Annotated in this window: 23 protein-coding genes; 12 read left to right on the forward strand and 11 right to left on the reverse strand. The window is 71.6% G+C overall.

The genetic code is table 11. The features are described 5' to 3' along the window. Both Q8W67_RS00005 and Q8W67_RS00010 read right to left on the reverse strand, forming a co-directional pair. On the reverse strand, positions 1-1,103 hold a 1,103-nt coding region (locus Q8W67_RS00005; RefSeq protein WP_305539623.1), incomplete at its 3' end, for a polysaccharide biosynthesis/export family protein. Positions 1,104-1,778: 675 nt separating this feature from the next. Further along, complete coding sequence (locus Q8W67_RS00010; RefSeq protein WP_305538954.1) at positions 1,779-2,030, reverse strand: DUF3072 domain-containing protein; 252 nt, start codon at positions 2,028-2,030, stop codon at positions 1,779-1,781. A gap of 489 nt (positions 2,031-2,519) precedes the next feature. On the opposite strand from Q8W67_RS00010, the gene Q8W67_RS00015 reads away from it, so the two are divergent. Then, positions 2,520-2,903, forward strand: coding sequence for a DUF4174 domain-containing protein (locus Q8W67_RS00015; protein ID WP_305539626.1), 384 nt, complete (start codon positions 2,520-2,522; stop codon positions 2,901-2,903). A gap of 147 nt (positions 2,904-3,050) precedes the next feature. Beyond that, on the forward strand, positions 3,051-3,227 hold the full coding sequence (locus Q8W67_RS00020) for a hypothetical protein (RefSeq protein WP_305538956.1): 177 nt from the start codon (positions 3,051-3,053) through the stop codon (positions 3,225-3,227). Between the two features lie 15 nt (positions 3,228-3,242). Here Q8W67_RS00020 and Q8W67_RS00025 read toward each other — a convergent pair whose 3' ends face one another. From Q8W67_RS00025 to Q8W67_RS00035, 3 genes are all read right to left on the reverse strand, one after another. Then, positions 3,243-3,608, reverse strand: a complete 366-nt coding sequence (locus tag Q8W67_RS00025) for a hypothetical protein (protein WP_305538958.1) — start codon at positions 3,606-3,608, stop codon at positions 3,243-3,245. A 113-nt stretch (positions 3,609-3,721) separates the two neighbouring features. Then, on the reverse strand, positions 3,722-4,111 hold the full coding sequence (locus Q8W67_RS00030; RefSeq protein WP_305538960.1) for a hypothetical protein: 390 nt from the start codon (positions 4,109-4,111) through the stop codon (positions 3,722-3,724). Between the two features lie 67 nt (positions 4,112-4,178). Continuing rightward, complete coding sequence (locus Q8W67_RS00035; protein ID WP_305538962.1) at positions 4,179-5,138, reverse strand: sulfite oxidase heme-binding subunit YedZ; 960 nt, start codon at positions 5,136-5,138, stop codon at positions 4,179-4,181. Between the two features lie 196 nt (positions 5,139-5,334). On the opposite strand from Q8W67_RS00035, the gene Q8W67_RS00040 reads away from it, so the two are divergent. From Q8W67_RS00040 to Q8W67_RS00085, 10 genes are all read left to right on the forward strand, one after another. Continuing rightward, a complete protein-coding gene (locus Q8W67_RS00040; protein ID WP_305538964.1) occupies positions 5,335-6,360 on the forward strand; it encodes an aldo/keto reductase in 1,026 nt (341 codons plus the stop codon). Between the two features lie 181 nt (positions 6,361-6,541). Continuing rightward, positions 6,542-7,318: a ribosome maturation factor RimP gene (gene rimP, locus Q8W67_RS00045; RefSeq protein WP_305538966.1), complete on the forward strand. Its 777-nt coding sequence runs from the start codon at positions 6,542-6,544 to the stop codon at positions 7,316-7,318. A 71-nt stretch (positions 7,319-7,389) separates the two neighbouring features. Continuing rightward, a complete protein-coding gene (gene nusA / locus Q8W67_RS00050) occupies positions 7,390-9,024 on the forward strand; it encodes a transcription termination factor NusA (RefSeq protein ID WP_305538968.1) in 1,635 nt (544 codons plus the stop codon). A 23-nt stretch (positions 9,025-9,047) separates the two neighbouring features. After that, on the forward strand, positions 9,048-9,770 hold the full coding sequence (locus Q8W67_RS00055) for an RNA-binding protein (RefSeq protein ID WP_305538970.1): 723 nt from the start codon (positions 9,048-9,050) through the stop codon (positions 9,768-9,770). A 79-nt stretch (positions 9,771-9,849) separates the two neighbouring features. Beyond that, a complete protein-coding gene (infB, locus tag Q8W67_RS00060; RefSeq protein ID WP_305538972.1) occupies positions 9,850-12,783 on the forward strand; it encodes a translation initiation factor IF-2 in 2,934 nt (977 codons plus the stop codon). Positions 12,784-12,885: 102 nt separating this feature from the next. Beyond that, positions 12,886-13,329 carry a 30S ribosome-binding factor RbfA gene (gene rbfA / locus Q8W67_RS00065; protein WP_305538974.1) on the forward strand — a complete coding sequence of 148 codons (444 nt, stop codon included), beginning with the start codon at positions 12,886-12,888 and terminating at the stop codon, positions 13,327-13,329. A 66-nt stretch (positions 13,330-13,395) separates the two neighbouring features. Continuing rightward, positions 13,396-14,412 carry a tRNA pseudouridine(55) synthase TruB gene (truB, locus tag Q8W67_RS00070; RefSeq protein ID WP_370693792.1) on the forward strand — a complete coding sequence of 339 codons (1,017 nt, stop codon included), beginning with the start codon at positions 13,396-13,398 and terminating at the stop codon, positions 14,410-14,412. 141 nt (positions 14,413-14,553) lie between these two features. Further along, positions 14,554-15,948 carry a dihydrolipoyl dehydrogenase gene (locus Q8W67_RS00075; protein ID WP_305538978.1) on the forward strand — a complete coding sequence of 465 codons (1,395 nt, stop codon included), beginning with the start codon at positions 14,554-14,556 and terminating at the stop codon, positions 15,946-15,948. Between the two features lie 109 nt (positions 15,949-16,057). Further along, the gene (locus tag Q8W67_RS00080; protein ID WP_305538980.1) at positions 16,058-18,673 is read left to right on the forward strand and encodes a histidine kinase dimerization/phosphoacceptor domain -containing protein; all 2,616 of its coding nucleotides are present in this window, start codon (positions 16,058-16,060) and stop codon (positions 18,671-18,673) included. Continuing rightward, positions 18,670-19,326: a biliverdin-producing heme oxygenase gene (locus Q8W67_RS00085; protein WP_305538982.1), complete on the forward strand. Its 657-nt coding sequence runs from the start codon at positions 18,670-18,672 to the stop codon at positions 19,324-19,326. Before Q8W67_RS00080 ends, Q8W67_RS00085 begins: the two co-directional genes overlap by 4 nt. Before the next feature lie 47 nt (positions 19,327-19,373). On the opposite strand, the gene gmk is transcribed toward Q8W67_RS00085, so the two are convergent. From gmk to Q8W67_RS00115, 6 genes are all read right to left on the reverse strand, one after another. After that, a complete protein-coding gene (gene gmk / locus Q8W67_RS00090) occupies positions 19,374-20,042 on the reverse strand; it encodes a guanylate kinase (protein WP_305538984.1) in 669 nt (222 codons plus the stop codon). Between the two features lie 49 nt (positions 20,043-20,091). Further along, a complete protein-coding gene (locus Q8W67_RS00095) occupies positions 20,092-20,952 on the reverse strand; it encodes a YicC/YloC family endoribonuclease (RefSeq protein WP_305539629.1) in 861 nt (286 codons plus the stop codon). Positions 20,953-21,052: 100 nt separating this feature from the next. Beyond that, on the reverse strand, positions 21,053-22,468 hold the full coding sequence (gene mltG / locus Q8W67_RS00100; RefSeq protein WP_305538986.1) for an endolytic transglycosylase MltG: 1,416 nt from the start codon (positions 22,466-22,468) through the stop codon (positions 21,053-21,055). A 171-nt stretch (positions 22,469-22,639) separates the two neighbouring features. After that, a complete protein-coding gene (gene mutM, locus Q8W67_RS00105) occupies positions 22,640-23,530 on the reverse strand; it encodes a bifunctional DNA-formamidopyrimidine glycosylase/DNA-(apurinic or apyrimidinic site) lyase (RefSeq protein ID WP_305538989.1) in 891 nt (296 codons plus the stop codon). Positions 23,531-23,659: 129 nt separating this feature from the next. Further along, the gene (locus Q8W67_RS00110; protein ID WP_305538991.1) at positions 23,660-24,307 is read right to left on the reverse strand and encodes a Smr/MutS family protein; all 648 of its coding nucleotides are present in this window, start codon (positions 24,305-24,307) and stop codon (positions 23,660-23,662) included. Then, positions 24,304-25,464 (reverse strand): murein transglycosylase A, encoded by a 1,161-nt coding sequence (locus Q8W67_RS00115; protein ID WP_305538993.1) that lies wholly within the window; start codon positions 25,462-25,464, stop codon positions 24,304-24,306. Before Q8W67_RS00115 ends, Q8W67_RS00110 begins: the two co-directional genes overlap by 4 nt. Positions 25,465-25,547: the final 83 nt, after the last annotated feature.

Below are 25,547 nucleotides of genomic sequence, written 5' to 3' on the forward strand. Positions count from 1 at the left end.
AGCACCTTCTGGACCTCGGTGAAGGGCGCGTTGGAGACGTAGACGAGGTCGCGGTTTCGCATGCGGAAGGCCTGAGTGGTGAACAGGCTGTTGGGGTCGCGCATGTTGATCCGGTAGACCACGGGCACGAGCGGCGTGCCGAGCAGCCTCGATCCGGGGTTGAGGCGGCGCACGACGCTGGCGGGCTCGAACCGGAAGATGAAGGTTCCGGCGGGGTCGGCCTGGAAGTCGGACAGGCCGCGCGCCTTGGCGAGCGCCTGGGCCAGGGTGATGCCGTCGGCCTGGAACGGCAGCTCGGTGCTGTTGCCGAGGGCGCCGACGGCGATGAAGGTCTGCGGGTCGCGCACCAGGGTGAGCACGTCGTTGGGCCGCAGGTAGATGTTTTCCTTGGGGTTGGACACCACCGTGGTCAGCGGCACCGTGGCGGTGAGCGGCCCGCGCGACAGGCGCACGAAGGTCTCCGAGACGGGCGAGCGGTTTCCGCCGGCGGCGGCGATGACGTCGAGGATGCGGTCGCCGTGGCCCGAGAGCGGCAGGCGTGCGCCGGCCGCGCCCTCGCCGGTGACGGTGACGGCCTGCGAGATCGGCCGGGTGACCGAGACCAGCACCTGGGGCTGGATGGCCTTGCCGGCGAGTTCGTTCTCGATCAGGCCCTGGACGTCCTGGGGCCTGCGCCCGGCGACCTTGATGCGCCCGGCATAGGGGACCGAGATGGCGCCGTCGCGCCCGACCGGCTGCTCGGGGATGAGCGCCGACTTGGAGCCGGCGGAGAAGCGGTCGGCCACCAGCGGGCCGGAGAACAGGCCGCCGGAGCCGGCCTCCCAGATCGAGACCGAGACCATGTCGCCGACGCCGATCACCGGCTCGGTCGACGGGCGGTGGTCGCCGAAGGAGGCGAGCAGGCTGTCGAGCGGGCGCCCGCGCAGGGCCTCGACCACGGCCGGGGTGACGTCGATGATCTCGTAGCGCGCCAGCAGCCCGCCGTCGGCGGTCGCGACCTGCGCGCCCGCCTCGATCGCGCCCGCCGTCGGACCCGCCGCAGGCAGGACCGTGCAGCCCGACATCGCCGTCACAGCGAGCAGGGCAAGAGGAAGTTTGCGCATCCAGATGTTGCTCATCGGTTTTGCCGAGCCCGTGCCTAGCCGATAGCGGCCGGGGTGTCCGTAGCGGGTGGGCCACACTCCGCCCGCGACGGCCGAGGCGGCAATTTCATCCTCGCTAAGCACAGCTTTTTCTGGGCAACCCCGAAAAGTCCGCTTCCGCAGCACCGGGACACAGCAATATCGGGATACATGTTTGGACGACCGGCGATACGACGGCGCCAATCGTTGTCTTGGAGCGAGAGTCGTCAGTTCGCTTGGCTCACCGCGGTGCTGATCTGGCTGTAGATCGGGATCATCCGGGAGCCGTAATACCGGATGCTGCCGGCCGCGACGACGAAGATGAGGGCGCCGATCATGGCGTACTCCATCGCCGTGGAGCCGCGCGCGTCGCGGGCGAACCGCGCAGCCCGACACGCGCCCCATCTTGCGATGTCGGAAACGACGATACGGGACCGTTCGGAGCCCGTCCCCGCCCCGCCGAAACTCGGCTCAGCCATCTGTGACACCGCCCTCCCGCCGCTTCGGGTCGCCTGAGCGGGCCCCTGCGCGGCAGAGCCTTCTAGCGCATCCCCATTGCCGCCGACTTAATGGAGTCGGCGAAACGAGGCCTTCCGGACGAGGAGGGCCGGGACCACGCCGGGCCCCGGCCCTCGCGCGGGCGCCTCCGCGGTCGGCTCAGGCGTGGCCTGCCTTGTGGCGCAGGCTGTCGATCCGCTTCGAGGCCTCGGCCTTGTCCAGATCGGCGTCGAACGCCTCCGGCGCCTTGGCCTCCTCCGACAGGGTTTTGAGGTACGAGGCCTGCGCCCCGGTCATCGGCTCGCCGCCGGTGGTCCACTGATCCGGGTCCTTGATCTGGTTCGAGACGTCCTTGGGATCGGACTTCGGGTTCTCCTGGGTCGCGTCGCTCTTCGCGGCAGCCTTGGCCATGGGATCCTCGTTCTTGAAATGTTCTGGTTTCGCCATCGAAAACGCGCCGCCTGCGCGCGCGGTTCCCCGCGGCGTCCGATGGGGGCACGGGGCTCCGCGCCGCGCTTTCCTTCCCGGATTCCGGTCCTAATGATGAAGGGTGCGGCACGCTCGTGCACGCCCCACAGCATGGTGGTCCGGATGACCTCCCGCACACGGACGGATGACGATGCCGGAACGGCCGCCTGTGCGGAGCAGGTCCTGGCGGTGACGGGCGTGTCGGGCTCGGGCAAGAGCAGCGTCGGCGCGCCGGTCGCCGGGCGGCTCGGCTTGACCTCCGTCGATGACGACAGCGCCCACACGCCCGAGCACGTGGCGAAGATGCATGCGGGCCACGGGCTCGACGACGAGGACCGCGCCCCCTGGCTCGCCCGGATCGCGGTCTGGATCCGGCGCCGGCCGGGCGGCCCGTTCGCCGCGCTGGAAGTCCGGGTCCCGACGAGCACGCTGATGGGTCTGGGACTGGCGACCCTCGCCGCCTGTGCCGCGGCGGCCGGCCCGCTCGATGCCTATCGCGGGCGCTCGCGGGTGCTGGTGCTCTCGGCCCCCGACGGGGCCGATGCGGAGCTGACGGCGCAGCGCGCCGGGCTGGGCTCCGTGCCGGGCGGCATGGCCGAGCGCGACCTCGTTGTCCTGGAGGCCGTCGGTGCCGGCGTGGAGGCGCAGGCCCTGCGCGCCCGACTCGCGCTGCCGGCACACGGCTTCCGCGCGGTCCTGGTCGGCAAGGACGGAGGCGCCAAGCTCACCGCAGAGGAGCCGATCCCGTCCGAGGCCCTTTTCGCGACGATCGACGCGATGCCGATGCGGCGCGGCGAGATGCTCCGCCGCCGTTAGGGGGAGCGGAGCCTCGGATCCGGTGCACGGGGCTGCCCGCGCACACCAACGGTTAAGCCTACCGGCCTATCACCGAGCCGTGTCGGCGGCCGCGTCCCGGCCGTCCCTTGAGGCCCGCCAGGACGCTCGCACGAGACGCTCGCATCGATGACTCGAGAACAAGTCGCCACCGCCATCCGCCGCCTCGTCGCCTCGCAGGTCGAGGACATCGAGCGCGCGGTCCGTGACGGCCACAAGACTATCGCGCTCAACGAGCTGACGGATCTGAACCGCCAGCTCAAGGCCTTCGCGGCCGCCCTGAAGAAGGCGCCGGCCCGGATCTGATCGGGGACGGTCGCCCTACCAGCGGGGACCGCCCCACCGCCGGGGCGGGACCTCCTCGGGTGGCGGGGGCGGGGGCGGGCCCCGGTCGAAGGCCGGTTCATCGCAGACCCGCACCCGGCGCACCACCGGCATGCCATCCGGATCGAACCGGCGCCGGACGAAGTCCCGGCACGCCTCGGGGGAGGCTGCGGTGAAGCGGGGCCTCCGGAATTCCGGCTCTGGAGGCGGCGGAGGAGGCCGGCGTTCGGGCTCGCCGTCCTCGACCGGACCGCCGTAGCCGTGAGAGGGATAGGGGCCGTCGAAGTCCGCGGCGAGCGCAGGGCCGGCTGCGAGGAGCAGGGCGCAGCACCCGGCGCGCGCGATGGAACGGGGTGAGGGCACGGAGCGGCCTCGGCTCGAGAGCGGCGCGCGGGGATCGCGGCCATCATCGCCCGAGATTGCGCCGGACGGACTGAACCGTCGCCGTCCTGCCGCGTCGGCTGCCGTTCAGCCGGCTATTTCTGCATCGCGTTGACTTCGCATTGGGCGTAATCCGCGCTCGCCTTCACGTAGGCGTTGAGCTTCTGCATGTAGGCTTCGGCGATCGGCCGGAACGCCTGCGCCTGGAGGTTGTAGGCCTTGATGGCGTCATTGTAGCTGTAGGCCTCCCAGCCCGGGCAGCCGCCCTTGGCGTCGAGGCAGGCCGGCTTGTCGGGGAGCGGCGGCTTGGTCGGGCGCGCGGAGGCCGGCGGCGGTTCGGGAGGCGTGCAGGCCGCGGCGGCCGGAGGCGGGGCAGCCTTGGTCGCCGGCTTGGCGGCCGGAGCCGAGGGCGCCGTCGCCGGCGGGGCCGCCAGGGCGATGGCCGGGGCGAGCATGCCCGCGAGGAGGAGAAGCGTGCCGCGCATGGCGCTTAGGTAACTCCGCTGGGTCCGGGACCGCCGATGGCGGGGGCCGGCCGCGGGTTCTGCGGCATCAGACCCGCGGCGACAAGGTCTCCCGGGCGAGCGCACCGCGCGGCGCTGCGGCCGAGGGTGGCGCCTGCGGCCGGCCGGCAGCCTTCGCCGATCCTCTGCCCGCTACCTGGCCCGGCGCCTTGCCGGCCGCGCGCGCGCCGCGCAGAGCTGCTAGGACGGGCAGAGTCAACCCAACCGCCAGCACCCACCAGGCCGGCCGTATCGGACCCGAAAAGTCGAAATTGGCGGCGAGCACGAGGTTCGCAGGGACGCCGCTGGCCAGGCCATACCAAGCCGCCTCGAGCCCGGCGGTCGCGAGGCCTGCGGCGAGGGCGAGGATCGCGAGCGACCACGGCCGTTCCGGCAGCTTGAAGCGCCGCATCGCCCGCCAGCCCATCAGCAGCAGGAACAGCCCGGTCCAGAAGACCGGATCGCTGACGTCGATCTTCGATTGCAGGAAGTAATGGACCAACCCCAGCACGGCGATCGTGTAGGCGAGCCGGTGCAGCCGGTGCCAGTTCGCGCCCATGGTGCGGATCGCCGCGTCCGTGGAGGTCAGCCCCAGCGCGATCAGCCCGATCAGCGCCACGAAGCCGATCGTCAGGTAGAGCCGCAGGGCGATCTCGGACGCGACCTTGGTGAGGATCAGGTTCTGGTCGACCGCGTAGAGGGTGAGATGCGCCACCGCATAGGCCATGACGGTGACGCCGAGCATGCGCCGCACCACCAGCACCTTCGCCCAATCGGCGATGCGGCGGAGTGGCGAGACCGCCAGGGAGAGGAGCAGGAAGCGCACCGCCCAGTCGCCAGTGGCATGGATCAGCGCGGTGATCGGCTTGGCGCCGAGGGCGTCGAGCCGGTAGGCGGCCGCGAGGTACAGGGCCGGCGCGACGCAGGCCAGGAACACCGCGAGCTTCAACCGGGAGAGGCGCCCGGCCCGGTCGAGCCAGGGGAGCGGAATGGCCAGGCGTGCGATCATGGTTCTCGAACTGGGCCTTCAGCATCGGACGCGGCGCGCCGCTTGCCGGAGCGCACGTGGGGGCAAAACGGGTGCCTCGGGCCATCAGTGCCCGCGCGGGTCGGTTCGCCGCGGCTCGGCCCGGGTTACAGCCGGGATGGTTGACCTTGCCGCCCCGGCACTGAGATAGCGGGCGGACGGACACCGGAAGATCCCCATGCAGCACCGCAATCTCGGCCGCTCCGGCCTCAAGGTCTCGCCGATCTGCCTCGGCACGATGATGTTCGGCGGCCCCACCGACGAGACGACCGCCGGCCGCATCGTCGGCAGCGCCCGGGAGGCGGGCATCAACTTCATCGACACGGCCAACGTCTACACCGAGGGGCGCTCGGAGGAGATCACCGGCCGGGCGATCAAGGCCGACCGCGATGCCTGGATCCTCGCCACCAAGGTCGCCAACCCCACCGGCAAGGGCGTCAACGATTGCGGCCTGTCGCGGGTCCACGTCATGAAGGCCGCCGAGGACAGCCTGCGGCGGCTCGGCACCGAATTCATCGACATCTACTACCTCCACAAGGAGGACCACGACACGCCGCTCTCGGAGACGGTGCGGGCGATGGCCGACCTCGTGCGCGCGGGCAAGATCCGCCATTTCGGCGTCTCCAACCATCGGTCCTGGCGGGTCGCCGAGATCTGCCGGCTCTGCGACGAGGCCGGGATCGACCGGCCGGTGGTGAGCCAGCCCTACTACAACGCCTTCAACCGCATGCCCGAGACCGAGCACCTGCCGGCCTGCGCCCATTACGGGCTCGGCGTCGTCCCGTACTCGCCGCTCGCCCGCGGCGTGCTGACCGGCAAGTATGACCCGGACGCCCCGCCGCCGGCCGAGTCCCGCGCCGGCCGCCAGGACACCCGGATGATGCAGACCGAGTGGCGCCCGGAATCCCTGCGGATCGCCCGCACCTTGAAGGAGCACGCGGAGGCCCGCGGCATCACGGCGGGGCAGTTCGCCACCGCCTGGGTGCTGAACAACCGCCTCGTCACGGGCGTGATCGCCGGGCCGCGCACGGAAGCGCAGTGGCAGGAATATCTCGGCGCCCTCGACTACGCCTTCACCCCGGAGGACGAGGCGCTCGTGGACGGGTTCGTGGCGGCCGGGCACCCGACCACGCCCGGCTACAACGATCCGGCCTATCCGCTGGAGGGGCGTATCCCGCGCGGCGAACCGGCCGATCGGCCTTGAACTTTCCACGATCTGCGGTTATCTGACGGTCAACAGTTCTGATGGCAGTCGAGAGGCTGCGGTTCGGGAGTGGGCCCCACCGGGTCCGCTCTTTTTTTTCGCCGCACAGATCTCTTGCCGCGAAGGCCGCACGCCGCGGACGGGCCACGCAGAACGCCGCGAAGGTTGCGCGCCCACATCCATGTCGTCCGAGATCGAAGCGGATCTGTCCGAGAAGCGCCTCGTCCGAGAGGCCGGAATCGCCGCGCGCGTGGTGCAGGTGATCGAGGGGCCGGTCCAGGGCCTCGGCTTCCGGCTGGTCCGCGTGAAGGTGACCAACGCCAACGGCTGCACCGTGCAGATCATGGCGGAACGGCCGGACGGCACGTTCTCGATCGACGATTGCGAGGCGGTGAGCCGGGCGATCTCCCCGGTGCTCGACGTGGACGATCCCGTGGGCACCGCCTACAACCTGGAGATCTCCTCCCCGGGGATCGACCGGCCGCTCGTGCGGGTCTCGGACTTCGCCCGCTGGGCGGGCTACGAGGCCAAGGTCGAGCTGAGCCCGCCGCTGGATGGGCGCAAGCGCTTCCGCGGCATCCTCGGCGCGCCGGACCCGGTGGGGATGACGGTCCCGATCGACCTGCCCGACGTGAAGGAAGGGCTGCCGAGCCGCATCGACCTGCCGCTGCGGGATCTCGCCGAGGCCCACCTCGTCCTTACCGACGAGCTGATCCGCGAGTCGCTCCGCCGGGGCGGTCCGCCGGCCGACGACGCCGAGATGGACGAAGAGATCGAGGACGAGGACGACGCTCAGGCGGCACCCGCCCGGCCCGCGCCCCGGCCGCAGGGTCCGAAGGGCAAGGCTGCCAAGGCCGACCCGAAGGCCGCAAAAGATAAGAAGCCGCCGCGCACCGGTCCCAGGAAGCCGGTCGTGTCCAAGGCATCCCGGCTCAAGGGCCGCGACGACCTGCATTGAATTGAGATTTGGGCTTGGCCGCCGCAGGGCGCCCGGCACGAAGATTTGACGGAAGAGAAGGACCGAAACCGATGGCCGTCGTCAGCGCCAACAGGCTCGAACTCCTCCAGATCGCCGACGCGGTCGCCCGCGAGAAGGTGATCGACCGCTCCATCGTGATCGACGCGATGGAGGAGGCGATCGCCAAGGCGGCCCGCTCCCGCTACGGCGCGGAGACGGACGTGCACGCCGAGATCGACAACAAGACCGGGGCGCTGCGCCTCTCGCGCCACCTGCTGGTGGTCGATCAGGTGGAGAACGACGCCCGCGAGATCACCCTGGATCAGGCCCGCCGCTACAACCCGGGCGCGTTGGTCGGCGACGTGATCTCCGACACCCTGCCGCCGTTCGATTTCGGCCGCGTGGCCGCGCAGTCGGCCAAGCAGGTGATCGTCCAGAAGGTGCGCGACGCCGAGCGCGCCCGCCAGTTCGACGAGTACAAGGACCGCATCGGCGAGATCCTCAACGGCATCGTGAAGCGGGTCGAGTACGGCAACGTCATCGTCGACCTGGGCCGCGGCGAGGGCATCGTCCGCCGGGACGAGATGATTCCGCGCGAGACCTTCCGCCCGGGCGACCGCATCCGCTCCTACCTGTTCGACGTGCGCTCGGAAGTGCGCGGGCCGCAGATCTTCCTGTCGCGCTCGCACCCGCAGTTCATGGCCAAGCTGTTCGGCCAGGAAGTGCCCGAGATCTACGACGGCATCGTCGAAGTGAAGGCGGTGGCCCGCGATCCGGGCTCGCGCGCCAAGATCGCGGTGATCTCCCGCGACGGCAGTATCGACCCGGTCGGCGCCTGCGTCGGCATGCGCGGCTCGCGGGTGCAGGCGGTGGTCGGCGAGCTGCAGGGCGAGAAGATCGACATCATCCCGTGGTCGGAAGACGAGGCGACGTTCATCGTCAACGCGCTCCAGCCAGCCGAGGTCGTGAAGGTCGTGCTCGACGAGGAGGCCGACCGTATCGAGGTGGTGGTGCCCGACGACCAGCTGTCGCTGGCCATCGGCCGCCGCGGCCAGAACGTGCGGCTCGCCTCGCAGCTCACCGGCTGGGACATCGACATCCTGACCGAGGCCGAGGAATCCGAGCGGCGCCAGAAGGAGTTTGCCGAGCGGACCCAGGTGTTCATGGAGGCGCTCGACGTCGACGAGACCGTCGGGCAGCTGCTGGCGGCCGAGGGTTTCCGCAACGTCGAGGAGATCGCCTACGTCGACATCCAGGAGCTGTCCGGCATCCAGGGGCTCGACGAGGAGACCGGCGCCGAGATCCAGGCCCGCGCGCAGGATCACCTCGCCCGGATCGAGCAGGAGCACGATGCCCGCCGCACGGAACTCGGCGTCGCCGACGAGCTGCGCGAGATCGAGGGCATCACCACGCCCATGATGGTCGCGCTCGGCGAGAACGACGTGAAGACGGTCGAGGATCTGGCGGGCTGCGCCACCGACGACCTCGTCGGCTATACCGAGGGGCGCGGCCCCGATGCCGTGCGCCATGCCGGATATCTGGACGGCTTCGACCTGTCGCGCACCGAGGCCGAGGGCCTGATCATGGCCGCCCGACTCAAGGCCGGCTGGATCGAGGCCCTGCCCGAGCCGGAGGCGGCGGAGGGCGAAGAGGCTGCCGAGGGTGAAGAGACCGCCGGAACGGCCTCCGCCCCGGCCGAGGCCTGAGCGGGGGCCGCGACGGGCGCGCAATGGCCGAGGTCGAAGCGACCCTGCCCGAGGACGGGCTGGATGCCGGGGGGCTCGATGCCGGCCCCGGCCGTCGCGTGCCCGAACGCACCTGCATCGCCACGCGGGTCGTCCAGTCGCCGGACACGATGATCCGGTTCGTCCGCGGCCCCGACGGGGTAGTGGTTCCCGACCTGCGCGCCAAGCTGCCCGGACGCGGCGCCTGGGTCAGCGCCCGGCGGGACGCGGTCGCCGCCGCGGTGCGCAAGAACCTGTTCCAGCGGGCGTTCAAGGGGCCGGCCCAGGCCGGTCCCGACCTCCCCGACCGGATCGCCGCGGCCCTGCGCGCGGACCTGCGTCAGGCCATCGCCATGGCCAACAAGGCGGGATGCGTCGTCGCAGGTTTCTCGAAGGTCGAGGCGGCGATCGGTGGTCAGCCCGGCGCTGTGGCGGTGATCCACGCTGCCGAGGCGAGTCCGGATGGTCGCCGCAAGATCGCCGCGGCCTTGCACCGGCGTCACGGTGAGGCCATGTCGAGGATCCCGATCGTCGATGACCTGTCCGAGGACGAATTGGACATGGCTTTAGGTCGGGATCATGTGATACACGCTGCGCTCGTCGCAGGAGCCGGAGCTGCCGGCTGCCTGTCGCGTTGGCGTCGGCTACGCTCCTTCGAGGGCGCCGCCGCGGCGACCGAGGAGCCCGATCTAGCCCGAATCGGCCGGATCGACGAAGCCTCACGTTGACGACGCACCAGGACGAATTTGGCTGGCGCCACCGGGCGCCGGTTCACGGGACGATGGAAACCCTCAGGGTTCAGGCTGAATGAGCGACACGAACAACCCGGGCGACAAGACTCTGAACAGGACTTCCCCGAAGCCGCTGTCCCTCAAGCGGCCGATCGAGGCGGGCACCGTGCGTCAGAGCTTCTCCCATGGCCGCTCCAAGCAGGTCGTGGTCGAGACGGTCAAGCGCCGCGTCATCGGCGCGGCGCCGGCCGCACCTGCCCGCGAGCCTGCGCCTGCGCCCCGCCCGGCGCCGACCGCACCCGCGGCGCCGCCGCGCCCGGCCCAGCGGTCCGCCTCTGGCGTCGTGCTGCGCACGCTGAGCGAGCAGGAGAGCGCTGCCCGCGCCGCCGCCCTCGCCGACGCGCAGCGCCGCGAGGCCGAGGCACGTCGCAACGCCGAGGCGGAAGCCGAGGCGCGCCGCCAGGAAGCCGAGGCTGAAGCCCGCCGCGAGCGCGAGGCCGCCGAGGCCCGCCGCCGCGAGGAGGAGGCCCGCAAGGCCGCCGCCGCCGAGGCGGCGCGTGCGGCCGAGGAGGCCGCCAAGGCCGCCGCTGCTGCCAACGCAGCCGCAGCCGCCGCGACATCCGAGACTCCGGCTGCCGCTCCCGCGGCGCCTGTGCCCGCCGCGTCTGCCCCTGCGGCCCCCGCCGCGCCCGCCCGCCCGGCGGCGGCCCCGGTCGCGGGCCGTCCGGCGCCGGCCCGGCAGCCCGAGGGCGCCCGTCCGGCTGCCGCAGCGCGTTCGGCCTCGGCGGCTCCGGCTGCCCCTGCGGCTCGTCCGCCGCTGACGCCCCGGCCCGCGACGGGCGAGCCCCGCAAGACGATCACCGCGGACACGCGCAAGCCCCGCGACCTCAACTTCATGGCGCGCCCCGCCCCGGCGCCGGAGCCCGAGAAGAGCGCGACGCCCGCGACCGCGGCGCGTCCCGCCGGTGCCACCGCGGCGGCGCGTCCCGCCGCTGGCCGCGGCGCCCAGACCAACGAGGATGAGTCCGAGACCAAGCGTGTGATCCGGCGGCCCGGCATGCCGCTCAAGATCATCGCCCCGCCCAAGACGCCGAAGTCGCCGGGCGGGGATCGCAACCGCGGCCGCCTGACCATCGCCACGGCCACGTCGGGCGAGGACGAGCGCACGCGTTCGGTTGCCTCGTTCCGTCGGCGCCAGCAGCGCATGAGCGGCCGCGGCCAGGTCGAGCAGAAAGAGAAATTGTCCCGCGAGGTGACGATCCCCGAGACGATCACCATCCAGGAACTCGCCAACCGCATGTCGGAGCGGGCCGTGGACGTGATCCGCCTGCTGATGAAGCAGGGCCAGATCCACAAGATCACCGATGTGATCGATTCGGACACGGCCCAGCTCATCGCCGAGGAGCTCGGCCACACGGTCCGGCGCGTCGCCGAGTCCGACGTGGAAGAGGGTCTGTCGTCCGACGAGCCGGATCTGGAGGAGGATCTCGATCCGCGTCCGCCGGTGGTCACCATCATGGGCCACGTCGATCACGGCAAGACCTCGCTGCTCGACGCGATCCGCAAGGCGAACGTGGTGGAGGGCGAGGCCGGCGGCATCACCCAGCACATCGGCGCCTATCAGGTCGCGTCCCCGTCCGGCGACATGATTACCTTCATCGACACCCCGGGCCACGCGGCGTTCACGTCGATGCGCGCCCGCGGCGCCAAGGTCACCGACATCGTGGTGATCGTGGTGGCGGCCGATGACGGCGTCATGCCCCAGACCATCGAGGCGATCCAGCACGCCAAGGCGGCCGGTGTCCCGATGATCATCGCGGTCAACAAGATCGACAAGCCGGACGCGAACCCGCAGCGGGTCCGCACCGAGCTGCTGCAGCACGACATCCAGGTGGAGTCGATGGGCGGCGAGACCCTGGAGTTCGAGGTTTCGGCCAAGACCGGCGACGGCCTTCCGGAGCTGCTGGAGGGCATCCAGATCCAGGCCGAGATCATGAACCTGCGCGCCAACGAAAAGCGCGACGGCGAGGGTACGGTCATCGAGGCCCAGCTTGACCGCGGCCGCGGCCCGGTGGCGACCGTTCTGGTCCAGCGCGGCACCCTGTTCACCGGCGACATCGTCGTGGCCGGCGCCGAGTGGGGCCGGGTGCGCGCCCTGATCGACGATCTTGGCGAGAACGTGCAGTACGCCGGCCCCTCGGTGCCGGTGGAGGTGCTCGGCTTCAACGGCACGCCTGATGCCGGCGACCGCGTGATCGTGGTGCCGAACGAGGCTCGCGCCCGCGAGGTCACCGAGTATCGCGCCCGCCAGAAGCGCGAGCGTCAGAACGCTCGGACCGGCGGTGCCAACCGCTCGCTGGTCGACATGATGCGCGACCTCAAGGAGGGCGCCGGCCGCAAGGAGCTGCCGGTCGTCATCAAGGGCGACGTGCAGGGCTCGGTCGAGGCGATCTCGGGCGCGCTGGAGAAGCTCGGCAACGACGAGGTCGCGGCCCGCATCCTCCTGTCGGGTGTCGGCGGCATCACCGAATCGGACATCACCCTGGCGCAGGCCTCGAAGGCGGTGGTGATCGGATTCAACGTCCGCGCCCACAAGGAGGCCCGCGAGGCCGCCGAGCGGGCGGGCATCGAGATCCGCTACTACAACATCATCTACGACCTCGTGGACGACATCAAAGCCACGCTGTCGGGGATGCTGCCGCCGACCCTGCGCGAGGAGCGCCTCGGCGAGGCTTCGATCCAGGAGGTCTTCGAGGTCTCGAAGGTCGGCAAGGTCGCGGGTTGCCGCGTCACCGACGGTATCGTGGAGCGGGGCGCCCATGTCCGCTTGATCCGCGACAGCGTCGTGATCCACGAGGGCAAGCTGAAGACCCTCAAGCGGTTCAAGGACGACGCGAAGGAAGTCACCTCCGGCCAGGAGTGCGGCATGGCCTTCGAGAACTTCGAGAACATGCGCGCGGGCGACGTGATCGAGTGCTACCGGGTCGAAGAGATCCGCCGCACGCTCTGAGATCCCGGACCCGTCCGGACAGGGCGGTCGCGGCATCCGCCGCGGCCGTCTTTTCTTTTTTGAACGTGAGCCCGCCGCCCTGCGGCGCCGGCCCGAGACAGAATGGCCCAGAAACCGACCTCCACCGGCCCCTCGCAGCGCCAGCAGCGCGTGGCCGAACTCGTGCGCCACGCCCTCGCGGAGGTGCTTCAGCGCGGCGACATCCAGGATCCGGTGCTCGGCACGCATGTCGTGACCGTGCCGGAGGTCCGGATGTCGCCGGACCTGAAGCTCGCCACCGCGTATGTGATGCCCCTCGGCGGCATGGACGAGGCGCCGGTGATCGCCGCCCTGGAGCGCCACCGCAAGGTGCTGCGCCAGGAGGTTGCACGCCGCGTGAACCTGAAATTCGCGCCGGAGCTGCGTTTCCGCCGCGACGAGACCTTCGACGAGGCGGCGCGCATCGACAGGCTGCTTCGGGACGAGCGCGTGCAGCGCGATCTCGGCCAGGATCGGGATGACGACGCCCGGGGCGGCGACGAACCGGAGACCGGGACGGGGCATTGAATCCCGATCCCAGGCGGAAGGGGACGGGGCATCGACCCCGGGGGACACGAGGACATGACGGTTTCCATGGAAGACTATCCGCAGGCCGAGCGTCCGGCCTCCGCGCCGGGCGCCGAGCGTCGGGCGCCGGAGGGTCGCCGCCCGCAGCGCGGCCCGCGTCCCGACCGTCCCAAGCGGCGGGACGTGTCGGGCTGGGTGATCCTCGACAAGCATGTCGGCATGACCTCGACCCACGCGGTCGCCGTGGTGAAGCGCGCCTTCAACGCCAAGAAGGCCGGCCATGCCGGCACCCTCGATCCGCTGGCCTCCGGCATCCTGCCGATCGCCCTGGGCGAGGCGACCAAGACCGTCCCGTTCGTCATGGACGGGCGCAAAGCCTACCGGTTCACCGTGCAGTGGGGCGTCGAGACCGACACCGACGACGCCGAGGGCCGGGCCGTGGCGACCAGCGACACGCGGCCGGACCGCGCCGCGGTGGAGGCGGCGCTGCCAGCTTTCGTGGGGGCGATCGAACAGGTGCCGCCGCGCTATTCCGCGATCAAGATCCAGGGCGAGCGCGCCTACGATCTCGCCCGTGAAGGCGAGGTCGTGGAGCTGGTGGCCCGGCCGGTGCAGATCGACCGGCTCGCCGTGGTCGAGCATGACGGCGAGCGCACTGTGATCGAGGCCGAGTGTGGCAAGGGCACCTATGTGCGGGCGCTCGCGCGCGATCTCGGCCGCATGCTCGGCTGCTACGGCCACGTCGCCGCCCTGCGCCGCACCCGCGTCGGCCCCTTCTCGGAGGCCGAGGCCTGCGCGGTGGCCACCCTCACCGACGGCAGCCCGGAGGCCGCGCTCGCTCATCTGCGGCCGGTGGAGACCGCCCTCGACGCGATTCCCGAGGTCGCCGTCTCGCGCGACCTCGGCCTGCGCCTGATGCGCGGCCAGCCGGTGATCCTGCGCGGCCGGGACGCGCCCGTGGAGGGCAAGGCCTTCGCCACGTGCGCGGGCATCCTCGTCGCGGTCGGCGACGTGGAGCGGGGCGAGCTGGTGCCGCACCGGGTCTTCCATCTCGGCGGTACGGCGCCGGGCCGCAACGCCTGAGCCGAACACCCGCCGCACGCCCCGTTGCGGTGCGTGCAGGCGACCCCGCGGTTCTCCGCGCGTCTCCCTGAGGCGCGTGGGCGCAGGTGGAACGAACCTGGGCCGCGAGGCTTTGGCCCCGGCGACCGGCCCGGGAATACGATGCTTGAACTCGACTGCGATGTGGCGGTGATCGGTGCCGGGACCGCCGGCATAGCTGCCCATCGGGCCGCCACCGAGGCCGGAGCGCGCTCCGTGCTGATCGAGCGCGGCGCCGGCGGCACCACGTGCGCCCGGGCGGGCTGCATGCCCTCGAAGTTGCTGGTCGCCGCGGCCAACGCCGCCCACGAGGCGCGCAACAGCGACCTGTTCGGAATCCGGGTGTCCGGCGTCGCGGTCGACGGACCTGCCGTACTCGGACGCCTCCGGGCCGAACGGGACCGCTTCGTCGACGCCGTGTTGGCGGGAATCGACGCGCTTCCCGGCTATGAGCGCCTCGAAGGCAGCGCACGCTTCCACGACGGCCGAAACCTCACGGTCGGGGAGCACACCCGCGTCGCATTCCGCGCCGCCGTGATCGCCACCGGCTCAAGCCCGACCATCCCGAAAGCCCTGCGCGGGATCGGCGGCCGCACCCTCACCACCGACACCCTGTTCGAAAGTCCCGATCTGCCGGATTCGCTGGCGGTTCTCGGGGCCGGTGCAGTCGGGATCGAGATCGCCCAGGCGATGGCCCGTCTCGGTGTCCCGGTGACGGTGCTCGACGCGGGCGACGCGGTTGCCGGCTTGTCGGAGCCGGATCTCGCCCGCCAGGCGGCCGGGATCTTCGGGTCCGAGCTGGAGCTGCACCTCGGTTCCACGCTCGAGGCCGCCGCGCCGGACGGCCAGGGCGTGCGCCTGGATTGGATCGACCGGGACGGACGCGCGCAGGTGACGCGTGTCGCGCGGGTGTTGGCGGCCACGGGCCGTTCCCCGAACCTGGACGGGATCGGGATCGAGGCGGCCGGCCTGCGCCTCGGCGCGGACGGCGTGCCGGATTTTGACCGGCGCAGCCCCGTCTGCGCGGGCGCGCAGATCCTGATCGCGGGCGACGCCGATGCTTGGCGGCCGGTCCTGCACGAGGCGAGCCGCCAGGGCAGGATCGCCGGGGCCAACGCCGCGGCCCTGGCCGCCGGTCGCGCCGTCGAAGCGCCCGTGCCGTGGACGAGCCTCGCGATGGTGTTCACCCACCCACAGGTTGCGGTGATCGGTGCTCCCTACGATCCCGACGCCGCCGGGCGCCTGACCGGCACCGTGGACTTTTCCGACCAGGGCCGCGCCCGGGTCGAATGCCGCAACCGGGGCGGAATCCGGGTCTGGGCCGACCGGGAGGGCCGGCTGCTGGGCGGGGAAATGCTTGGGCCGGACGTCGAGCATCTCGCGCATCTGTTGACGTATGCGATCGAGGATGGGCTGAGCGCGCAGGCCATGCAGGATCGACCGATATATCATCCTACAGTTGAAGAAGGATTTGCGACCGCTCTGTCTGAAATCACACACATCATGACGCGATTTTAGACTGTGCGTAGAGAGATCGTGATCCCGTGCTGATCTTGCCGAGACCAGAAGCATTGCACTTCGCCAGTACCCCCGGCATACGGGACCGGATGAGCCGGTTTCGTTCCTGATGCCGCCGAGCCAGGCCCCCGACAGCGGCGTCGACCTCGACGTGCTCGCGCCAGACGCGCTTGATCGCCTCGACAAGGGCGTGATCGGTCTCGACTCCGCCGGCACCGTCGTGGTGTTCAGCGAGGGCGCGAGCGCGCTCTCCGGATTTTCGCGCGAGTCGGTGCTCGGGCGCGACTATTTTCGCGAGGTGATGCCGGGCACCAACGTCCCGGGCTTCCGCGGCCGGTTTCTCGCCGGCCGCCGCCGCGGCGCGCTGGACGAGAGCTTCGACTACGTGTTCGGCCGGCTGCCGCAGCCGCTGCGAGCCCGGGTGCGCATGCGGCACGGGACGGTGGCGGACGGCGGTCCGGTCACGTGGTTGACGATCGATCCGATCGAGAGCCTCGGCGCCGGCCTGTCGCGCGAGGCGGTGATGGCCGCGATCGGGCGGCGCGTCCGTGCCGAGCCGGTGGATGCCAGCCTCTGCGAGCGCGAGCCGATCCACATCCCGGGCTCGATCCAGCCCAATGCCGTGATGATCGCGGCCGACGCCGGTACCTTGCTGGTGCTGGCCTACTCGGCCAATGTCACCGAGCTCGTCGACCCCTTGGAGCCGCCTCTGGCGGGGCGACCACTCGCGGACGTTCTGCCGAAGGACTTTGTTGACGCGATCCGGACGCGGCTGGCGAACGGGACTCTGGACGACGGACGCTCGGTGCGCCGCCGGCTCGACCTGACGGGCCGCGGCGCGTCCTATGACGCGGTGGCGCACGCCCATGCCGGCCGCGTGATCGTCGAGCTGGAGCTGGAGCCGGACTCGGCCGACGATTTCCCGACCGCCCGCCAGATCGACGTTGAGCTCGGCGTCGGGCGTCTGCGCGTGGCCGAGACCTTGGCCGATGCCGCCCGGATCGCCGCCCTGGAGATCCGGGCGCTCACCGGCTTCGAGGCGGTGCTGGTCTACCGCTTCGACGCGGACTGGAACGGCGAGGCGGTGGCCGAGGACAAGGTACCGAACTGGTCGCGCAGCCTGTTGGGTCTGCGCTTCCCCGCCTCCGACATCCCCGCGCAGGCGCGTGCCCTCTACACCAAGGCCAAGAGCCGCTTCGTGATCGACCGCGACAGCATCCCCGTGGGGCTGGTCTCGTCGCCTGGCGCCGGCAACGGCCCGATCGACCTGACCTTCGCCCAACACCGCACGCTCTCGCCGATCCACCTGGAGTACCAGCGCAACCTCGGCGTGAACGGCTCGATGTCGATCTCGATCATGGTCGAGAACCGGCTCTGGGGCCTGATGATCGGCCACCATCGGCGTCCGCACTACGTCACCCCCGAGACCCGCTCGGCCGCGACCGTGCTCACCGACGCGTTCGCCATGCGGGTGCAGGAGATCGAATCGCGCCGGCTCTGGGCCGAGCGGCAGGGCCATCTCGACGTCGAAGGCCGCTTGGTCCGCGGGCTGACCCGCTCGGACGACTTCGTGGCTGCCCTGACAGGCGGCAGCGTGACCCTGCTCGATCTGTTCGATGCCACCGGCGCCGGCATCGTCGCGGGTGAGCGGGTCACGCTCATCGGCCAAGCGCCGCCGCCCGACATGGTGGCCCGGATCGCCGGCTGGCTCCGGGAACGGCTGCCGGCGGGCGAGTCCAGCTACAGCAGCAGCAGCTTCGCCGCCGAGTACCTGGAGGCGGCGGCGTACCGTGAGATCGCCAGCGGCCTGCTCGCCGCCTTCGCGGACGAATCGCGGGAGACCCTGCTGCTCTGGTTCCGACCCGAGGTGCCCAGCACGGTGACGTGGGGCGGCGACCCGCGCAAGCCCGTGCTGGCCGGCAGCGGTCCCGTGGCGGTCCTGCCGCGCCGCTCGTTCGAGCGCTGGATCGAGGAGCGCACCGGCTTCGCGAGCCCCTGGGCCGAATGGCAGATCCAGCTCGCGGGCTCGCTGGCCGAGGCGGTCGAGGGCGTGGTGCTGCGCCAGCGCCGCAAGATCGATGAGCTGACCAGCCTGCTGGCCGAGAAGGAGCGCCTTCTCGAGCAGAAGGACCTGCTCACCCGGGAGATCGACCACCGGGTCAAGAACTCCCTGCAGATCGTCTCGGCCTTCTTGCAGATGCAGCGCCGCCAGATCGCCGACGGCGACGCCCGCCAGGCCTTCGCCGACACCTCGGCCCGGGTCATGAGCGTCGCGCGCGTTCACGACAGCTTGTATCAGGCCGAGCGCTTCGACGAGGTCGATCTCGGCCAGACCATCGAGAGCCTGTGCAACGATCTGGCTGGGCTGGCCGGGGAGGGCCACGCCGTCGATCTCTCCGCCCAGCCGGGCCTGATGGTGCCCTACCGGAAAGCGGTGGCTCTCTCGCTGATCGCCACGGAACTCGTGACCAACGCCTTCAAGTACGCCGCCAATCCGGCTGGGGGCGGCCGCGTCGAGGTCAGCGTCACGGCCTCCGGCCCCGGCGAGGTGCAACTGCGCGTCTGCGACGACGGCTCCGGCCTCCCCGACGACTGGGCCGACGCCAAGGCCCGCGGCAAGGGATCGGGCCTCGGGATGAAGCTGATCCGGGCGATGCTCGACCAGATCAACGCCCGCCTCGACGTCGCCAACAATCCCGGCGCCTGCTTCACGATCACCGCGTGAGCCCGCCCGATCCGAACGGCCGCGACAGCTTGCGTGCGCGGCTTCGCGCGGCGACCGGCCCGGCGCACCGGGCGCTCGAGGATTCCCTCGACTGGCGCGCGCGGGTCGCGACGCTGGCGGGTTATCGTGACCTTCTGGCGAGGCTCCACGGCTTCCACGCGGCGTGGGAGCCGGCGATCGGGATGGAACTCGCCGACGAGCCGTTCCTCGGCCCCCGCCGCCGCCTCGCTCTCCTGGCGGCCGACCTCGGCCATCTCGGCCTGTCTCCAACGGGGATCGGCGCCCTGCCGGGCCCAGGTCCGGTGCGGCTCCCCGGGGCGGGTGCGGCCATGGGGGCGCTCTACGTGCTGGAGGGCTCGACCCTCGGCGGCCAAGTGATCGGCCGGCACATCACTTCCCTGCACGGTTTTTCCGGGGACGGGCTCGGCTATTACCGGGCACACGGCCCCCGGACAGGCGCGATGTGGTCGATCTTCCTCGAGCGGCTGGAGCGTTTCTCCGACGATCACACGGCGGTGACGGCCGGCGCGGTGGCGACCTTCGCGGCGCTGCGGGTCTGGCTCTGCGGGCCGCAGCCCGGCGAGGCGGCCGGCTCGATCACGATGCCGGAACGTGAAACCCGGCTCTCCGAAACCATCATGCGCAAACAATGAGCTAGCCGCCGAACCAACATCCGGTTCGGCGGCGGGCGCTCCAAAGCTCAGCGCCCGCTGTCCTCTGCCAGCAGGCCCTCGACGAACTGCGCCAGGCCGGTGCGGCGCGCACGCCTGAGGCGCTCGGCGGATACGATCCCCTGGAGCGCCCGGAAGGCGTCCTGCAGATCGTCGTTGACGATGACATAGTCGTACTCGCTCCAGCGCTGGATCTCGGTCCGGGCGTTGGCCAGGCGTTTCTCGATGGTCTCGGCCGAATCCTCCGCGCGGCGCTCGAGGCGCTGGCGCAACTCAGCCATGCTGGGCGGCAGGATGAAGACCGTCACCACGTCCTGGGCGAGCTTCGCGCGCACCTGCCGCGTGCCCTGGTAGTCGATGTCGAAGATCATATCCCGGCCCGAGCCGAGCACCTTCTCCACCGGCCGGCGGGGCGTCCCGTAGTAGTTGCCGTGCACCTCGGCCCATTCGAGCAGGTCGTCGCGGCTGCGCAGGTCCTCGAACGCCTCGCGGTCGATGAAGTGATAGTGCCGCCCGTCGATCTCGGAGGGCCGGCGGGCCCGCGTGGTCACCGAGATCGACAGGTCGAGCGCCCAGGCGGGGTCCTGCGCGATCGCCCGCGTCAGCGTGGTCTTGCCCGCCCCCGAGGGCGAGGACAGGATCAGGATCAACCCGCGTCGTGCGATGGTGTCGGAGACGCTCCCGGCCGCTTCGGTCATCCGCGTGGTTCCGCCATGTTTCGCATCCGCACTCTCGACTCCCGGGGCGTCATTCGATGTTCTGGACCTGCTCGCGGAACTGCTCGACCACGGCCTTGAGGTCGAGGCCGATCCGCGACAGGCTGATGTCGCTGGCCTTCGCGCACAGGGTGTTGGCCTCGCGGCCGAATTCCTGGGCGAGGAAATCCAGTCGCCGGCCGATGGCGCCGCCGGCGGCCAGCAGCTCGCGCGCACTGGCGACGTGGGCGTGCAGCCGATCCAGCTCCTCGCGCACGTCCGCCTTGGCGGTGAGCAGCATGGCCTCCTGATGCAGGCGGTCCGGATCGAGGCCGCTTTCACCCAGCGCCGCGACGGCGGCGGCCAGCCGGGCGCGCACCGCCTCGGGCCGGCGGGCCGGGTTGTCCTCCGCGGCCTGCGTCAGCGCGGCGATCCGGGCGACCTGAGCGGTGACCACCTCTTCAAGTTGGCGCCCCTCTGCGCGGCGCGCCTCGACCAGGTCGGCGACAAGCCGGACCACGCCCTCGGCGAGGTCCCGGGCGAGCGATTCGGTCTCGGCCCCCGCCTCGTCGTCGATCTCGATCACCCCGCGCACGGCAAGAAGCCCGTCCAGTGTCGCCGGTGCGACGCCCGCGGGCACCGGCACGCGGGCGACCGCCTGGGCGAGGCTCGCCAGCAACCCTTCGTTGATCCGCACGCGGGCGGCCGTCTCCGGCTTGGTCAGCGTCAGGGTGAGCTGGCATTGGCCCCGGGCCAGGGTTTTCTGGAGGGCGGTGCGTGCGGTCTCGCCGAGCCCGTCGTAGCCGGCCGGCACGCGGGTGCGCACGTCGAGGCCGCGCCCGTTGACGCTGCGGACCTCCCAGGCCCAATGCACCGGCCCGGTGGTGCCCGCCGCCCGGGCGAAGCCGGTCATGCTCGCGATCTGGGCCACGTCGACCCCCGTCCTCGTTAAGATCGGGGCCTGTAGCACGGATCGTCCCGGTGGGAAGAGGCGGTGCGGGAACGAACCCCGCCTATCGGCGACCGCGCGGTGCGGGCGTCGGCTCGCTCAGCGCCGGAACGGTCTTGGGAGAGCCCAGATCGTAGCTGCGGTTCTTCAGCGGATCGAGCCGCGTCCCTTCGGAGGCGTCGAAAGCGCGCGAACTCGGTGCGCCGGCGTCGAGGGCGAAGGCCGCGTTCGTGTTGGGCGCGTTGCCCGCCGGGGCACCGCCGGGCGCGAAGGCCGAGGCGCGGCCGGGCGTGCTCGGGTCGGGCCCGGGCTCGACCTTGTCGACGGCGTCCGGGGGCGCCTGACGGCTCTTCTCCACGGCGCGCCAGCGGGCGACGTTGCGCTGGTGCCCTTCGAGCGAGTCGGCGAAGGCGTGCCCGCCACTGCCGTCCGCCACGAAATAGAGGTCCTTGGTCCGGGAGGGGTTGGCCACCGCCTCCAGAGCGGCCTTGCCGGGATTGGCGATCGGCCCCGGCGGCAGGCCCTCGATCACGTATGTGTTGTACGGGGTCGCCCGTTCGATCTCGGAGCGCAGGATACCCCGCCCCAGGGTGCCGCGGCCGCCCACGAGCCCGTAGACGATCGTCGGATCGGATTGCAGCTTCATCCGCTTGTTGAGGCGGTTGATGAACACGCCGGCCACCCGCGGGCGCTCGTCGGCGCGGCCGGTCTCCTTCTCGACGATCGACGCCAGGGTGACCATCTCGGCCGGGGTACGCACCGGCACGTCGGCGCTGCGCCGGAGCCAGATCTGGTTCAGCACCTCGCGCTGCTTGGTCTTCATCAGATTGACGATCTGCTGGCGGGTGGCACCGCGCTCGAACTTGTAGGTGTCGGGCAAAAGCGTGCCCTCGGCCGGGATCTCATTCACCTCGCCCGTGAGCACGTCGTTGTCATTGAGCCGCGTCACGATCTGTTCGGAGGTCAGACCCTCCGGGAACGTGATCGCGTGCTGCACCTGCCGGCCGGTGGTGACCGTGTCGAGCGCATCCGAAATGCTCGCATGCGCCTTGAACATGTATTCGCCGGCCCGCAACGGCGGCCGCCCGCCGAAGCGCGCGGCGAACTCGAACAGGCCGGTATGGTCGATCACGCCCTCGCGCTTCAGGGCCTCGGCGATCTCGCCGGTGCCGCTGTGGGTCGGGATCACCACGACCTTGTCGACCGCCAGGGGGCCGGGCTCGCGCACCTGCCGCTGGAACAGGGTGATCCCGATCATCGCCGCGATGGCGATGACGACCGCAAAGGTGAGGGCACCGCTGATGATGCCGACGAGGCCGCTGCGCTCGCGCACCGGCTTATCCGGCGGCGGCGGCGCGGCCGTCGGCTTGATCGCCTCGCCCGGCGAGCGCGGCGACAGCCGCTGCGGCAGGGCTGGCTCGTCCGTCGAATCCTGCGCGGTGGTCTCGGGCGCGGACGTCTTTGATCGGCGGAAGAACATCGGGATCCTGTATGGGCCCGCGCGACCCGTCTCGCGTCGCGGGCCGGGATCGGCTGCCCGCAACCGGGTGAGCGCGTCGAGGCTTGCGACCCTAGCCGGGTTTGTGGCGAAAATGCCGTCTTGCATAGCGACAGGGGTCCGGTCGGGGCCCCTGGCCGGTCAACGACCATATCAAGCTAGCGGCTGGCAGGTCTCGCAGAAGAATGTCGAGCGGTTGGCCTGCACGATCCGCGTGATCGAGCCGCGGCATCCCGGCTGGCGGCAGGGCTCACCGACCCGGTCGTAAACCCGGAAGGCGTGCTGAAACGCGCCCGAACTGCCGTCGGTATGGGCGTAGTCGCGCAGGGTCGAGCCGCCGGCCTTCACGGCCTCCTCCAGCACCTGCACGATCGCCTTCGCCAGCGCGTTGGCCTTGGGCGTCGGCCGCCCGTCGGGCTTGGCCAGGAGGCCCGCCGGGGCCTCGGGGTGGAGGCGCGCGCGGTGCAGGGCCTCGCAGACGTAGATGTTGCCGAGGCCCGCGATCAGCCGCTGGTCGAGGAGCGCGGCCTTGAGCGGCGCGATCTTGTGGCGGAAGAGGCGCGCGATGACAGCCCCCGTCAGCCCTTCGAGGGGCTCGACGCCCATCCGGGCGAAGTGTCGGCAGCCGTCAAGAGCTTCGCTCGGGACGAGGTCCATGAAGCCGAACCGACGGGCATCGTTGTAGGTGACGGTGGCCCCCGTGCTCATCGCCATGACCACATGGTCGTGCTTGGGCGTGCCGAGCGCCCCCTCCAGGTAGAAATCCCCCGGCGAAAGGTTGCTGCCGTCGGGCAGTGCCACGTCGAACCGGCCGCTCATGCCGAGATGCATGATCAGCGTCTCGCCCGAATCGAGGGCTGCCGTGAGGTACTTCGCCCTGCGGGTGAGATCGACAACGGTGCGTCCCTCCAGGCGCGCGGAGAAACGGTCCGGGAACGGGAAGCGCAAGTTGGCCCGGCGCAGGGTGACGCGGCTGAAGCGGGCACCGACCATCGCGGGCGCCAGTCCCCGCCGCACCGTCTCGACCTCGGGAAGCTCCGGCATCGCTCTCGGGACTTGCGTTGGCGGCGCCCTGTGCGCCGGCTTCGGATATCGGCGGGTTCGGCGCCGACCGCAACGGTGCGGGCCCCGCGCGGTTTGCCGCCCCTCCGTGTCACGCGCCGGAGCCTCCGCTCAGCGGCGGCGCAGCCGGACGTAGAGCGCGCCGGTACCACCGTGGTGGCGCGCGGCCTCCTCGAAGCCGATGACGATCCCGCGCAGTTCCGCGCCTCGCAGCCAGTGCGGCACGCTGCGCCGGAGCACGCCGCGCTCGGCGAAGGCGTCGGGGTAGCCCGATCCTCCCTTGTCCTGGCCGCCCTTGCCGGTGACGACCAGCACGTAGGCGTGTCCGGCGGTCCGCGCGCGGAGCAGGAAGCCAGTGAGCGCGGCATGGGCCTCCGCCTGCACCATCCCGTGCAGATCGATCCGTGCCTCGACCGCGAGATGCCCGCGTCGCAGACCGACCTTGGCCTGTCGCTCCAAACCCGCCGGTGGGGCGTGGCGCTGAGGCGGGGCCTGATAGGGCGCAGCGGTGACCGGATGCGGGGGCTCGGCTGCCGGTCGAGGCGGAAGCTTCTGGCGCGGCCTCTTGGCGGCCGGCCGCGCGGTCGGCTTCAGGATCGGGTCCATCAGCGTCGGCATGGCGGCGGCCGGGGCCGGCGCGGGCGCCAACTCAGGAGGTGGTGTCGCGCGGCCCGGCAGCGGCGTCACCAGCTTGGCGATCTCGCCCCAGAGCCGGGCCTCCCCGGCGGTGAGGCGGCGCGAGCGGCGCGGCGGCCTCATGGCGCCACCTCGCGGCCCGGGGCGGCTTTCGGCAGGAGCACCACGAAGCCGACCGCATCCCGCAGGTTCCCGGCCGCGATCCCCGCCTGCGCGCCGGTCCCCACGAACAGGTCGCCCCGGGCCGGTCCGACGATCGCCGAACCCGTGTCGGCCGCGACCACGAGGCGCCCGGCCTCGCCCGGTGCTCCGCCCGGAAGCTGGCCGGCCAGCCAGAACGGCAGCCCGTAGCGCCACACCCCCGCATCGACTGCGAGGCTGCGGCCGGGTGTCAGCGGCGCGTTCGCGGCGCCCGGCGGCCCCAGCGCCGGGTCCGCCACCTCGGAGAGGCGGAAGAAGATGTAGGAGGCGTTGGCGCGGATCAGGCGTCTGGCCGTCTCGGGATGCGCGCGCAGCCATCCCGTCCAGCGGGCCAACGTCAGGCCCTCCAGCGGCAGATGACCCTCCTGGACGATCAGCTTGGCCACTGCCGTGTAGGGCTGCCCGTTGCGCCCGTCGTACAGCACCCGGACCGTGCCCCCGTCGGGGAGGCGGACGCGCCCGGAGCCCTGGACCTGCAGAACCAGCAGGTCGACCGCATCCCGCAGCCAGAGGATCGGCCGGGCATGCGCGCCCAGAGCCCCGTCCTCGATCGCGGCGCGGTCGGGGTACGGCGTCAAGCCATCCGCCGTGGCGCGGCCGGCGCGCAGGGCCGGGTCGAGGCCGGGCCGGGTTTCGCCCGGGCTCAGGGAGACGAGGTCGTCGGGCCGGGCGAGCACCGGCGTCTCGAAGTCCGGCCCCGGCGCGAGCGAGCCCTCCAGCTCCGGCTCGAAATAGCCTGTGAGGAATCCGGGGCGCTCGGCCGCGGGCCGCACCACCCGGAAGGCGTCGAATCGGTCCCGGAAGAACGTGGATGCCGAATCCGGCCCGACGCCCGAGGCGGCCGAGCAGGCGGCGGACAGGGCAGCCGCATCGCCCGCGACGCCGGCGGCCTGTGGCGTCGCAGGCATCGGCGCCGCGCAGACCTGTTGGAACGCCTCCAGGGCCGCGGCGGGGTCGCGACCCGGGAAGCCCGGCAGCGCGTCGAACGGCACGGGCACCAGGGTCGCGCCGCCGATTTCAATGGGTACGGCGCTCGCGGTGACGGCGGGCGCGCTCCTCGCCGGACCGGATGCCGCCACGACAAGAGGGAGCGCGGCAGCGAAAGCGCTTACCGTCGCGAGGAGGGCGGCCGGAAAACCTCCGGGGCAGGCAAGCGGGTTCG

This window comes from Methylobacterium sp. NEAU K (genome assembly GCF_030700285.1).
Taxonomy (GTDB): Bacteria; Pseudomonadota; Alphaproteobacteria; order Rhizobiales; family Beijerinckiaceae; genus Methylobacterium.

Bases quoted from the DNA above. Each gene is read 5' to 3' on its own strand.
- Q8W67_RS00010 (WP_305538954.1), bottom strand. From the start codon at position 2,030: ATGGCCAAGGCTGCCGCGAAGAGCGACGCGACCCAGGAGAACCCGAAG.
- Q8W67_RS00015 (WP_305539626.1), top strand. From the start codon at position 2,520: ATGGGTCTGGGACTGGCGACCCTCGCCGCCTGTGCCGCGGCGGCCGGC.
- Q8W67_RS00020 (WP_305538956.1), top strand. From the start codon at position 3,051: ATGACTCGAGAACAAGTCGCCACCGCCATCCGCCGCCTCGTCGCCTCG.
- Q8W67_RS00030 (WP_305538960.1), bottom strand. From the start codon at position 4,111: ATGCGCGGCACGCTTCTCCTCCTCGCGGGCATGCTCGCCCCGGCCATC.
- Q8W67_RS00035 (WP_305538962.1), bottom strand. From the start codon at position 5,138: ATGATCGCACGCCTGGCCATTCCGCTCCCCTGGCTCGACCGGGCCGGG.
- Q8W67_RS00040 (WP_305538964.1), top strand. From the start codon at position 5,335: ATGCAGCACCGCAATCTCGGCCGCTCCGGCCTCAAGGTCTCGCCGATC.
- rimP (WP_305538966.1), top strand. From the start codon at position 6,542: ATGTCGTCCGAGATCGAAGCGGATCTGTCCGAGAAGCGCCTCGTCCGA.
- nusA (WP_305538968.1), top strand. From the start codon at position 7,390: ATGGCCGTCGTCAGCGCCAACAGGCTCGAACTCCTCCAGATCGCCGAC.
- Q8W67_RS00055 (WP_305538970.1), top strand. From the start codon at position 9,048: ATGGCCGAGGTCGAAGCGACCCTGCCCGAGGACGGGCTGGATGCCGGG.
- infB (WP_305538972.1), top strand. From the start codon at position 9,850: ATGAGCGACACGAACAACCCGGGCGACAAGACTCTGAACAGGACTTCC.
- rbfA (WP_305538974.1), top strand. From the start codon at position 12,886: ATGGCCCAGAAACCGACCTCCACCGGCCCCTCGCAGCGCCAGCAGCGC.
- truB (WP_370693792.1), top strand. From the start codon at position 13,396: ATGGAAGACTATCCGCAGGCCGAGCGTCCGGCCTCCGCGCCGGGCGCC.
- Q8W67_RS00075 (WP_305538978.1), top strand. From the start codon at position 14,554: ATGCTTGAACTCGACTGCGATGTGGCGGTGATCGGTGCCGGGACCGCC.
- Q8W67_RS00080 (WP_305538980.1), top strand. From the start codon at position 16,058: ATGCCGCCGAGCCAGGCCCCCGACAGCGGCGTCGACCTCGACGTGCTC.
- gmk (WP_305538984.1), bottom strand. From the start codon at position 20,042: ATGACCGAAGCGGCCGGGAGCGTCTCCGACACCATCGCACGACGCGGG.
- Q8W67_RS00095 (WP_305539629.1), bottom strand. From the start codon at position 20,952: ATGACCGGCTTCGCCCGGGCGGCGGGCACCACCGGGCCGGTGCATTGG.
- mltG (WP_305538986.1), bottom strand. From the start codon at position 22,468: ATGTTCTTCCGCCGATCAAAGACGTCCGCGCCCGAGACCACCGCGCAG.
- mutM (WP_305538989.1), bottom strand. From the start codon at position 23,530: ATGCCGGAGCTTCCCGAGGTCGAGACGGTGCGGCGGGGACTGGCGCCC.
- Q8W67_RS00110 (WP_305538991.1), bottom strand. From the start codon at position 24,307: ATGAGGCCGCCGCGCCGCTCGCGCCGCCTCACCGCCGGGGAGGCCCGG.